The organism is Phaeodactylibacter sp., from assembly GCF_040219495.1.
Classification (GTDB): Bacteria; Bacteroidota; Bacteroidia; order Chitinophagales; family Saprospiraceae; genus Phaeodactylibacter.
The window spans coordinates 44,670-55,827 of sequence record NZ_JAVJSK010000154.1 but is presented as its reverse complement, the minus strand read 5'-3'; the positions used below and the strand labels follow the sequence as shown (position 1 = coordinate 55,827).

Here is an 11,158-nt window from a genome sequence, read left to right as displayed (position 1 = left end):
TTGTAAAAATTTTTCGTAATATTTGTTCCGTGAGTGCTTTGACGCTCATAGGGGCAAAGTTGGTTTGAGTGTGTAGGAACTCCCAAATTACAACTTTCCCCTTTTTTTATGGCTATGCGTCATTTTCCCCACGGACTATTGATTGTTATATCTTTATTCAAAAGTATAAGTTATGAAAATTTCGCTCTTCGCTCTTCGCTCTTCATAATATTATGCTGTAGTTTTTTTAGTCAACTCCTGAGTCAGGATATTGCAACAAGAGTTGAAAATGCAGATATGGTCTTTGAAGGAAAGGTTATAGAAAAACACAGTTTTTGGAATTCCAGTGGCACCAGGATTTATACAGCCAATAAGATTTTCGTATCCAAATCATTTAAAGGCGGAGCGCCGGAAGTAATTGAAGTAGTTACTCATGGTGGATCAGTAGATAGTATAATGCATTACTTGCCACACGGCATTAAATTTTCTATCGGAGAAGAAGGTCTGTTTTTTTGCAAATATTTTAGCAGCTCAGAGAACGCCACTAATGATTTATTGATGCTCAACGGTCAAAGTGGGGTCGTTTACTACGAGTTTGGTAAAAATGGGTATCAAGCATATGATAATAAAACCGTGTATTCTAACTACAGCAGAGACATAATAAAAGTTATAGAAGAAACTAGCAATGACCCTACAGTACATTATCACGGCAATGGATTTGAACAGCAGATTGAAGATTGGCTGGAGAGTAATTTGACGATGTCTTTTCAAAATAGCGTTATCATTGAATTTAGTTTTGAAAACATTCATACAGTAGGCTCGTCAAAAATAGCTTTTGATGTTTTCACACGTACAAATACAACCGGCGTTAGGCTAGCATCATCGGAGGTATTCCTTCAGTATGACACTGCTGTTTTTGGGACGAATATTGCTCAGCAAGAGCATATTCAGGTCACGAAGGGCGCTGTGCTTATGGATTCAGTCTACGCGCTGTCTCTTGAGGATTATACCGCTAATACAATAAGGCTCTCCGTCAGCTCTTCTCCACAGCCTTTATCACTATACGCTATCTCGCCTCTATGGGAAGAATTTGTAAATGTTCAAATAGACATAGAGAACTTGCAGGAGTTAATAAGCTTTTCTTTCGATGACTTTTCTATGGCGCAGAAGAGTAGTTACTACGATGGTAAAACGAAGAGATATGTAAATTTCGACCGGATAGATACCAGCGACCCGGTCAATTTATTTAACCCTCCTATGATTACTGGTTTTTTTGGGGAGGACCCCAGTAAGCCTGAACATATAACCGCCGGAACCGGGGAAGTATTGACCATCGAAGGTACTGACTTTGGAACTGTTAAAGGGAGAATAGAATTTTTTGATGCAGACGGTAGCCTGTTAAGCAATAATAAAGTGGAAACCAGCGCTACGGATATAATATCATGGTCTGAACAAAAAATAGAAACCACTGTGCCATCTGCGGAGGCTTCCGGAGATGAACATACAGCCGGCACAGGCACCTTTTCCGTTGTGTTGGCAGGCACATCTCCCATGATGGTTACCAGCAGTGATCCTGTTCGAGTTGATTACTCAGTAGAAAATTTCAGAACAAGTGCTATTGAATCATTTCCTGTTTATTTGGGAGATGGTACGAGAGGAGATGGTAATGCAAACGGACAACTCGTCTTTACCATGTCTAGCAATATGACTCCGGCAGCCGACATCCGTCTAATTATCGAGCAAAGTTTATGTGATTGGAATGCTCAAGCAGGCATTAATTGGGTTTTAGCTCCGGCAGCTGCTAGTACCCCAAATACTGTTGGCAATAATGATGGTGTAAATCTGATATATTTTGGTTCAGAATCGGAATTCCAGGGAGAATTTACAGATTTGAGTGCTAGAACAATTTTGGAGATAACAAATAATACTGATAGGCGTGAAAACTGCCAACTTGTCTCTAATCCAACCCTTCAGCTTGAAACCGACATCGTTTTCCGGCAAAGTGCCAATTTGATCAATGCCAACCCCAATGCTACCGGAGGATGGCATTATGCCAATTTATCCTCTCCACCTAGTCCGTCACCAAATCAACTCGATTTTTACTCTACTCTACTGCACGAATTGGGGCACGCTCATCTGCTGAGGCATACGAGAGAAAACAACAAAATGATGTACAGAGGTAGCGGCTCGGCTTTGGGAGCTGTCCAAACCAGCTTTGCGCCTGAAGATAAAGCAGGAGCGGAATTTATTTTAAAAGCTACCAAAGAAGTTACTGATAATTCTATTTGTCCAAACGGTGTGGTGCCTGTGGATATAATGGGTTTGTGCGGAAATGTAATCAATCAGCAAAAAGAAGCAGAAGCCTCCGATTTAGAATTTGAGCATTACATAGACGGTAAAGAAATAGTTTTCAAGCAAATAGCCCACAATAAAAGTGGCTCATACCTGCTAACGGTTTACACGGCCACTGGCCAGCAGGTTTTTTCATCCACTTTTGATTGGTATGATAGCCGGGAACAAATAAGGGTTTCTTTAGATCCGTTGAAGAGCAGCGGCATCTATTTCTTTAGTTTAACCAATCTTTCAAGCTCGGAATACCTAACCGGCAAATTTGTTTATACGCAATGGTAATGCTTACAGGATTTCAAAATTTAAATTTTAATCAAACGGCAATGCAGTGGATTACAAACCAAGTTGGTGTCCTGTTTCTTTTTCTCTTTGTAGCCGCCTGCGCCAGCAAGCCGGTCCCGGCTTCAGAAACCGCTGTAAGCGATGAGTGTGAGGAGTTTTATGACTTTATTCGTATGCAGTGGTACCAGACGGAGGGAGGTTTCTACGATTACCGGGATTTGGATAAGATTTACGAGAAGTACGATGAAGGCGATTTCCGCTATCCTCATTTATCCTCCTGTCTTATGGAGAAACATAAAGATTTTATCAGGAAACTGTTTGGACAACCGAGTAGGGAAGTTGTTGTGGAGAGCCTGGGGATTAATTCTTTTGTGTATTGCAGGACAGATTACTGTTTAAAGGAAGAAGACGTCTATGGATTATCTCCTTTGTGGATGATTTTTGATGAAAATGATCGGTATAAAAAGGCTCTGGCGGGTTCTTATAGAAATTATTACTATGAGCAAATTTTGCCTCAGCGAAAGCAAGGAAAACAAAAACGGTAGTATGCAGAGCAAAAACCTTGTTTTCTTGATCGGTTTTTTTGTAGTGTCAGCTTGCTCCTCCTTTCCGGAACAGAGGCAACCTGTCAGCGATGCCTGCCAGCCGTATTACGATTTTATCAAGGCGGAGTGGCAGCGCACGGAAGGTGGCTGGTATCAGTTTAGAGAGGAGGAGCGGATATTTGAGCGGTACCGTCAGGGAGATTTCCTGTACCCCTTCGGCGGCGGTTGTCTTTTAGGAGCAAGTAAGCAGTTTATTCGGGACTTATTCGGTTCTCCTAATTACGAAACGGTATTGCGGAGCAAAGGCGTAAACCTTTTCAATTACTGCATGGAGGAAGATTGTTATAAAACCTATCAGATCACCGGGCTGAACTACCCAGGTCTGGTCTTTTTCTTCGATGAAGAGGAGCGGGTAGAGGATATCTACATCGGCAGGGATTACCGGATGCTTTATTTTAATCAGCATGAAGCGTATATTATTGAGAAGTTGCGGGAGAAGCAATAGGTGGAGTTTCCCCAAAAACTAGACAGGTAGCTTGATTTATAAAAACCCTTAAATTAGCTATCATGAGCAGAAGAAATTTCAACGCTGATTTCAAGACAAAAGTAGTCCTGAAAGCCCTCAACAGACAATCAACCTAAACGGTGAGGCACCTGGGATCTACTTTGTTGAACTAATCAACCAAAACAACGAACGCTATGTACAGAAGGTTATCCTTCAATAACCTCTTACTATGGTCAATGCTTTTGATCTGCTTCCTCCCTAGCGAGGGGGCAGGCCAAAAGCATGACCATATTTGGTTTTATGGCTGGAGCAATTCACCTGATCAGCCAGATTTTCACGGTGGACGAATAGACTTTAACTACGCTCCACCCCTGGCGACTCCGGATTTACGAAGTGTAAATATGGAACTCTATGGCCATATCATGTCCGATAGTACAGGCGAAAACGTACTCTACTATTCTCAGGGCCGGCATATCTTCAATGTGGAAGGTCAGGTAATGGAAGGTGGGGATAATATTAACCCTGGTTATTGGTGGGACATTAGTCACCCTGGTCCGTATATATCTCCAATGTCAGGGTTTGTCAATACGCTATCCGGGCAGGGAGAATGAGTATTTATACTTCCATCAGCGGTATGATTCTCTGCGTACGCCGCCCGTTTGCTGCCTTTTTCCAAGGGATATTTATTATTCTGTTATTGATATGTCCGCGAATGAAGGGTTGGGTGCTGTCACATCCAAAGGGACCGTGCTAACGGATGCCTACAATGCGGGCTTTGGAATAACCAAAACCGCCGATAATGCTGGTTGGTGGCTGGTTTTTGGCCAGCATCAGTCCAATATCTATCATACTTATCGGGTAGACAGCAGCGGCGTGCACCTGCACCGGGTTGATACCCTGGGCATCAATATTTACGAAGATCCGGAGAAAGTGGGCCAACCGGGCTACAGCCCGATTTATTAAAACTATATCCCAACCCTGCCCATCAATATATTACGCTGGACATAGTATTGGAAGGGGAGAAAACGGTGACGCTGGTCAATGGCGTAGGGCAAGTCATCCAGGAGCAGGTCGTTCAGGCTGATCACCTGCGCCTACCGCTGGAGGATTTTCCGCCGGGGCTCTATTTTGTGGTATTGAGCCAGAATGGTGTCTGTTTGGAGGTAGAGCGGTTTATCCGGCAGTAGAGTGGAGGCAGACAACTGCATTGTTTTCGAGCATTTTAATGTAAATATTTGGCAGAGGAATGATTTTTTGTGCCCAACATTGCTGGTTTCAAAAAAAAGCCTTAACTTAATGTTGTGAAATTTTCGAAGCGCCTCTTTTATCTCTTTTATCTCGGGTGTAAAAAGGCTGTTCGAATGTACATTTAGTCTGGTACTAAAAGGCTGATGCGTCGAGCATCGGTAGTGCTTCTATTGACGCATCAGCCACATTATTAATATCAAAAGTTTAAATTATGCAATTTAAGCGAAACATTCAAAGCGTAAGTGTAGGCGTTTTATTCTACTTTACGATGGGGGCTTTTATTGCCCCCCTATTCGGACAATCGGTCTTTTACCAGGGGCAAGTTGTTGATTATTGTTCAGGCGACCCCATTAGAGGGGGTTGAAGTTCGTTTCTTAGGTAGATCATTTGGAGTGCCTCCTGGTGCCTTTTATGAAACAACAGATGCAAATGGAAACTTTTCGGCCTTTCTTTTCGGCTACGACAGATGGATTGTAACCGTCAGCGACCCAGAGGGGCCTACAGTACCCGGCTCTTACTTTTTTCGGGCAGCTCAAGGCAATCAATCAAATATCGATTTTGAGCTCCTGCCTGGAGATTGGGAGGTAGAAGTAAATGGAGCTCCGGTTTCTGTGTTTAACTCCAGTTCAACCCCATTAGTCGTTTGTACAAATCAGGAAAGTTGTATTGATATAAATGAAGCCTTTAAGGAGAAATATGATGGCAACGGAAATATAACCTACTGTTTCCGGGGGAGAGCTTACCAGACTAACCTGGCCGGTGAAAAACTTGGCCTGCTTGCCGAGTCTCCATGCATAACCATAGGGGGCCGATTTGGGGTAGGGATTCCACCCTGCGGCACTGGCGTTGACCTCAGCCAAGTCCTGGGTCAAATTGAAGATATTCCGGGTGAAGGTTTACTTGTACTAATTGAAGTGGAACAGTTTTGTTGCAATCGTGCTTGCCAACCTGGCCCAGAATCCTTAACCAATACTCAAGCGTTTTTTGTCCGTGTGCAGGAGGGGCTGGATTTTGATTTTGTATTTACTGCTCCTCCGAACGGACCCAATACTTCAATAATTGATAATCAGAATTCCTCTGTTCCGGGCAATGACGATCTCTTTGACGGTGAAGTGCCGAGATTTGAAGAATTGCCCGGTGTCGCTGCCGGACAGTCTAGTGTAGAGATTACGATTACGGATGATACTGAAGTTGACAAAATAGATGAGTATCGGCTTATCATAGAGGAAGTGAACTGCGATGATGGAACTACTATAGTTTTACTCTACGACGAAATCTTTGATGGCGATTTTGTTGAGACAGGTCTAAGGTTCAATAGTTTGCTCATTGGTCCTCCCGGTCAGGAAACATTCGGCTATTTTGACGATAATACAGATGCGGGTAACACTGCGGGAAAATGCTACAAAGTGACGCTAATCGCTGATTCCGAATGTGGCCCTCTTGAACAGTTCAGTTACTTCAACATCTATCAGAACTGTAGCTTTTGCCTTCAAACTGGAAATGGGCCATCGAGCACAGATTATCCTATTGCTTTACATGCGGAAGCCTTTCCGGTCCCTGCCGCTTCTACCTTGAATGTACAAGTCAGCCAGACAGAAGATGCCCAAATAGAGCTTACGTTATTGAACAGTACCGGGCAGGTGCTGCAAAATATTGAAGATGTCCAAGCGGTTGAAGGCTTCAACCGTTACGAGATTGATGTATCAGCTTATCCCCCCGGATTATACTTGCTATCCATTTCCAATGGACAGCAGCGGATCAGCCGTAAGGTGATTATAGAATAATTAAATTGCAGGGTGGCGGTAAGTTATCTGTCGCCCTGCCCATTGTACCAGTCCAGCTATGAAAAGGTGCCTACATTACTTATTTCTTCTAACACCGATATTGACAAACGCCCAACAGAATCTGGTTATTAATCCGGGCTTTGAAGAATATGAAAATTGCCCAACAGGAGCAGATTTTTTCTCGGGGTACTTGTTGGATTGGACTTTTTACTTTGGCAGCCCGGAATACCTGAACGAGTGTGGATACACCGACCTAGGAGCATTCCCAAGAACCGGGAATGGGTTTACGGCGGCCTATCTTTACAACATCGTTACCAATAATTTTTCGGCTCACGATTATTTGCACGGTCAGTTATCAGAGCCTCTTGAAAAAGACAGTTTTTATTACGCTGAATTTCATATCCTGCCTGATTCTGATCGAGGCTTCATCAATAAATATGAAATGATCGTAACTCTTGAGCCTATCGATTCTATGCTGCCCGCAGATGGCGTACTTAACATGGAGCCGACTATCGAGTACGTGGGAGACATCATCACCGATACGACGCAGTATACCAAAATTTCAGGCTGCTTCACGGCGCAGGGGGGCGAGCGCTACATCACCCTGGGCAATTTCAATGCCGATCAGGAGACCGATTTTATTTGGGACCCCAATACTGCCATTGAGAAATCCAATTATTCCTACTTTGACGATGTTGGGGTGTTTAAGTTCAGCTTCGAGCACCTACTCAATTTTGATGCCACGATATGCGCGGGGAGCTGCATCAACATCGCCAACCGTATAGGCGGAGACTACAACTGGCAGTTTGCCGGCGCTTCCCCAAGTGTTTCTCAGGAGATCGCGCCCCAGCAAATCTGCTACGACGAGCCCGGCGTATTCGACATAGAGGTAGTCATGGCCCACTGCGCCGGCCAAGACACCCTGTTGCTGGAAGGGGCTGTGACGGTAGTGCCGCAGCCCACGCTCACCGCTGATACTTTGCAGCAACTACAGCTTACTACGGGCACCACCGTACAACTGGAGGCTTGCGCCGAGGGCGATACCTACCAATGGCAACCTACTCAGGGGCTGAGCTGCACCGATTGCCCCAACCCCCTGGCTACGCCGCAGGAGGATGTGGCGTATACGGTGCAAGTTTTGAACGCGGGGCAGTGCGCCCAAAGCTGCACCTACGAGGTGGAAGTTTTCGAGCAGCCGGACCCAAGTTTTTCTTTATCTCAGGATACCATTTGTAGCGGACAGTGCGCCACTGTAGAATACACCGGCACGAACTTGGATATCGGGCTGGCATTCTGGTCATTCGAGTCGGCGGCGCCTGCGCAGGCAAGCGGGCTGGAGCCGCAGGAAGTTTGTTTTGACGAGCCTGGCCAATACGAAATCAGCCTGCAGGTAGGCACTGCACTTGATACCCTCACAGCTGTGGACACCATCGTGGTCTTGCCTCAGCCGGAAGCTTCCACTACTGCTCCAGTGCCCTACCGCTTGCAGTTTGGAGAGCGTCTGCGCTTGTCGCCCTGCGCCGATGGGCAATTCTACGCCTGGCAGTCCAGCTACCCGCTTTCCTGCCGCAATTGCCCTGACCCGGAGCTGGAGGCGATTGGCAACGATACTTTGCAGCTTTTGGTAAGCAATGGCGGCAATTGTGCGGTGACTTGCCGCTATTTCGTGGAAGTTGAAGTCCCGGATAACATCTATTTGCCTACGGCTTTCTCCCCCAATGATGACGGGCGCAATGACTTTTTTGAGCCGCTGGGGCCTTATCATGAAACCCTTAGGTTAGAAGTTTATGACCGCTGGGGCGGTTTGCTATATAAAGGTGAAGGTATTGCTGCACGTTGGGATGGCATTTCCGGAGGGGAGCCAGCCACTGCAGGGCTTTATACTTATCAGTTGTTGTACCGTGATGTTCGCGATGGTCTGGTAAAAAAGGTCTCCGGAGGTGTGATGCTATTGAGGTAGCTAATGTATATTTCAATAATTTTGGAACGGTATATGAGAAGGAGGAGGAAAGCACTTCTGAAGTGCCTTCCTCCTACCCGCCTACCCGCCCTCTTTACTTCTTAAGCAAGTCCCGGATTTCAGCCAACAGTTCTTCCTGCGAAGGCCCCTTAGGCGCGGGCGGAGCTTCCTCTGCCTCTTTCTTTTCCGTCAGGCGGTTGTAAGACCGGATGATCATGAAAACAATGAAGGCGATAATTACAAAGTCCAGAATCCGCTGTATAAAAATACCATAGCGGATGGCAACCTCCTCCTGCACGAGCTCGCCTGCGTCATTGGACACGCCCTCCTGAAGCACGATAGCGAGGCTGGAGAAGTCTACCCCGCCCAGCGCGAGGCCAATCGGTGGCATAATGACATCAGCCGTGAGCGACTTGACAATGGCTCCGAATGCACCCGCAATAATTACGGCTACGGCCAGTTCCAGTACGTTGCCTTTCATGATGAAGGCCTTGAATTCTTTTAGCATTGTTTATTGTGTTTGGTTTAAGGCCTGAAAAATACGACAGAATCTCAAATAGTTGATCGCTAAAACGGGAGAAACGGTATTTTTCTACCTTTTCCTTGACTTTGGCAGGAGCGAATAAATAAAGCCTGCACTTGCGCTGTACTACATTTATCCTTACTTTAGCCGTGCACGTTGAAACACAAGGGCAGTAGCGCTTCCCCCCGGAATCCTGCTGCCCGCTTTTTTTGCCTCCTCTTTCCCTGATAGTAATACTATATCTCTTTTTTCAAAGCATCTCCCGGAAGAATGGTCAGCCATTTTATTGCCATCAAAAAAAGTAGCTTTTCTGCGAACTAAGCTCGGTTTGCTTTGTCTTTATAGTAAAGCTATCAAAAAAGCTAGTTTTGCTGAAAAGGTGGCTTTCGTTTGGGCTCACGAAACGCGTCCTGTGGTACTAAATCATCAATGTTATGGTTTATTGATCACCCCGAATTAATGGCTATGAAAAATTTTCCTGTTGTTAATAATGTGCTTGGCGCTGTCGGCTCTGACCGGTAGCTGTACGGTAATAAGATAAGGAGCAGTCGGCGTCAAGCGCACATTTTAAGCATAAGAGAACCAAGCGATTTCATACTAATTACTATTTAGAGAGGGTGCTGTATTAGTCAGCACCCTTTTTTCGTTATGCAGAGGACTCAACCCTTTCCGTTCTAAATAGTTCTGCTTATGATCAAGTACGAAAGTGCCTATACCATGAAAATCTCCATGCTTTTTGCAGCTTTTATGTTGATTGCAGGATGTGGTGCTGCAGAAGATCAGGGGGCGGGAGACCGCCACTCAGGTCAGCAGACAGCAGCCTTTTCAGTAAGCTACCCGGTGGCAGACAGTACCTTGTCTGGTATTCCGGTCTATCCGAAGTTTGATAATATAGCGCCGTTGCTGGCCCAAAACAACGATACGACCTATGTGGTCAATTTTTGGGCTACTTGGTGCAAGCCTTGTGTACAGGAGCTCCCTTATTTTATTGAAATGAGTGAGAAGTATGCCCGTCAGCCCGTTCGGATATTGCTGGTTAGCCTGGATTTTCCGGCACAGCTGCAATCCCGCCTCGTCCCTTTCGTTGAGGAAAGGAATATCAAGCCATTGGTGGCCGTGCTACTGGACGGGAAATACAATGACTGGATTGACCGCGTATCCCCGGAATGGACCGGCGCCATACCGGCTACATTGATTTATAAAGGCACCAACCGCCACTTCGTAGGGGAGGCGGTGCACAGCCTGGAAGAACTGGAACAAGCATTGAACACCATTTATCAACCATAACACATCGACTATGAAACACCTGTTAACCGCCCTTTTTTTGGGGCTTATTCTGGTAGGCTGCAGCAATACTGCTGAAGAAGCCCAAGAGCAAATAGCCAAAGCCGAAACGACGGAGCCCAAAGCTAAGGTCAAAACTGTAGCTCAGCGTGCCGAGGGCATTGCAGTAGGCGAACAAGCGCCGGATTTTGAACTAAAGAATGTAGACGGTAAAACCTACAGCCTCGCTGATATCAAGGATGCAAATGGAAATGCCCCCAAAGGCTATGCCGTCATCTTCACCTGCAATACCTGCCCTTTTGCCGTAGCGAGCGAGCAGCGTATTATTGACCTGCACAATAAGTATGCCCCACAGGGGTACCCGGTGGTGGCCATTCAGCCCAACGACCCGGTCATTCAGCCGGGAGATAGCTTTGAGGCGATGCAGGAACGGGCAGAGGAAATGGACTACCCTTTCGTTTATCTCTTTGACGAAGGGCAGGAAGTATACCCCGTTTATGGTGCTACTAAAACGCCTGAGGTGTTTCTGTTGGATAGCGACCGCTACGTCAAGTACCACGGTGCCATCGATGACAGTGTGCGCGATCCAGAAGGTGTAGAGGAAAAGTTTCTGGAAAATGCCATTAATGCTCTGATGAACAATGAGACGCCTCATCCGCCAGTAACTAAGGCTGTGGGTTGCGGCATCAAAGCTTAATC

The 11,158-nt window shown here is 45.9% G+C and carries 11 protein-coding genes and 1 pseudogene; 11 read left to right on the top strand and 1 reads right to left on the bottom strand.

The annotated features are described in order from the left end of the window. Window positions 1-108: 108 nt before the first annotated feature. From RIC19_RS24375 to RIC19_RS24335, 9 genes and pseudogenes are all read left to right on the top strand, one after another. The gene (locus RIC19_RS24375) at window positions 109-2,610 is read left to right on the top strand and encodes a hypothetical protein (RefSeq protein ID WP_350181000.1); all 2,502 of its coding nucleotides are present in this window, start codon (window positions 109-111) and stop codon (window positions 2,608-2,610) included. Continuing rightward, window positions 2,604-3,155 carry a hypothetical protein gene (locus RIC19_RS24370; RefSeq protein ID WP_350180999.1) on the top strand — a complete coding sequence of 184 codons (552 nt, stop codon included), beginning with the start codon at window positions 2,604-2,606 and terminating at the stop codon, window positions 3,153-3,155. The genes RIC19_RS24375 and RIC19_RS24370 overlap by 7 nt, the downstream gene beginning before the upstream one ends. A 1-nt stretch (window position 3,156) precedes the next feature. Further along, entirely contained in the window at window positions 3,157-3,660 is a 504-nt protein-coding gene (locus tag RIC19_RS24365; protein ID WP_350180998.1) for a hypothetical protein, read from the top strand. A gap of 127 nt (window positions 3,661-3,787) precedes the next feature. Beyond that, the gene (locus RIC19_RS24360; protein WP_350181002.1) at window positions 3,788-3,880 is read left to right on the top strand and encodes a hypothetical protein; all 93 of its coding nucleotides are present in this window, start codon (window positions 3,788-3,790) and stop codon (window positions 3,878-3,880) included. Next, a complete protein-coding gene (locus RIC19_RS24355) occupies window positions 3,855-4,271 on the top strand; it encodes a hypothetical protein (protein WP_350180997.1) in 417 nt (138 codons plus the stop codon). The genes RIC19_RS24360 and RIC19_RS24355 overlap by 26 nt, the downstream gene beginning before the upstream one ends. Continuing rightward, window positions 4,240-4,623, top strand: a complete 384-nt coding sequence (locus tag RIC19_RS24350) for a hypothetical protein (protein WP_350180996.1) — start codon at window positions 4,240-4,242, stop codon at window positions 4,621-4,623. The genes RIC19_RS24355 and RIC19_RS24350 overlap by 32 nt, the downstream gene beginning before the upstream one ends. Before the next feature lie 11 nt (window positions 4,624-4,634). Continuing rightward, a pseudogene (locus RIC19_RS24345) lies at window positions 4,635-4,847 on the top strand (T9SS type A sorting domain-containing protein); the annotation flags it as partial. A 384-nt stretch (window positions 4,848-5,231) separates the two neighbouring features. Further along, a complete protein-coding gene (locus RIC19_RS24340) occupies window positions 5,232-6,692 on the top strand; it encodes a T9SS type A sorting domain-containing protein (RefSeq protein WP_350180995.1) in 1,461 nt (486 codons plus the stop codon). Between the two features lie 100 nt (window positions 6,693-6,792). Continuing rightward, window positions 6,793-8,652 (top strand): T9SS type B sorting domain-containing protein, encoded by a 1,860-nt coding sequence (locus RIC19_RS24335; protein WP_350180994.1) that lies wholly within the window; start codon window positions 6,793-6,795, stop codon window positions 8,650-8,652. A 94-nt stretch (window positions 8,653-8,746) separates the two neighbouring features. On the opposite strand, the gene mscL is transcribed toward RIC19_RS24335, so the two are convergent. Next, window positions 8,747-9,160 carry a large-conductance mechanosensitive channel protein MscL gene (mscL, locus tag RIC19_RS24330; RefSeq protein ID WP_282784439.1) on the bottom strand — a complete coding sequence of 138 codons (414 nt, stop codon included), beginning with the start codon at window positions 9,158-9,160 and terminating at the stop codon, window positions 8,747-8,749. A 705-nt stretch (window positions 9,161-9,865) separates the two neighbouring features. Between mscL and RIC19_RS24325 the strand changes: the two genes are divergently transcribed. Together RIC19_RS24325 and RIC19_RS24320 are read left to right on the top strand one after the other, a co-directional pair. After that, window positions 9,866-10,462: a TlpA disulfide reductase family protein gene (locus RIC19_RS24325; RefSeq protein WP_350180993.1), complete on the top strand. Its 597-nt coding sequence runs from the start codon at window positions 9,866-9,868 to the stop codon at window positions 10,460-10,462. Window positions 10,463-10,472: 10 nt separating this feature from the next. Next, window positions 10,473-11,156 carry a thioredoxin family protein gene (locus RIC19_RS24320; RefSeq protein ID WP_350180992.1) on the top strand — a complete coding sequence of 228 codons (684 nt, stop codon included), beginning with the start codon at window positions 10,473-10,475 and terminating at the stop codon, window positions 11,154-11,156. Window positions 11,157-11,158 lie beyond the last annotated feature (2 nt).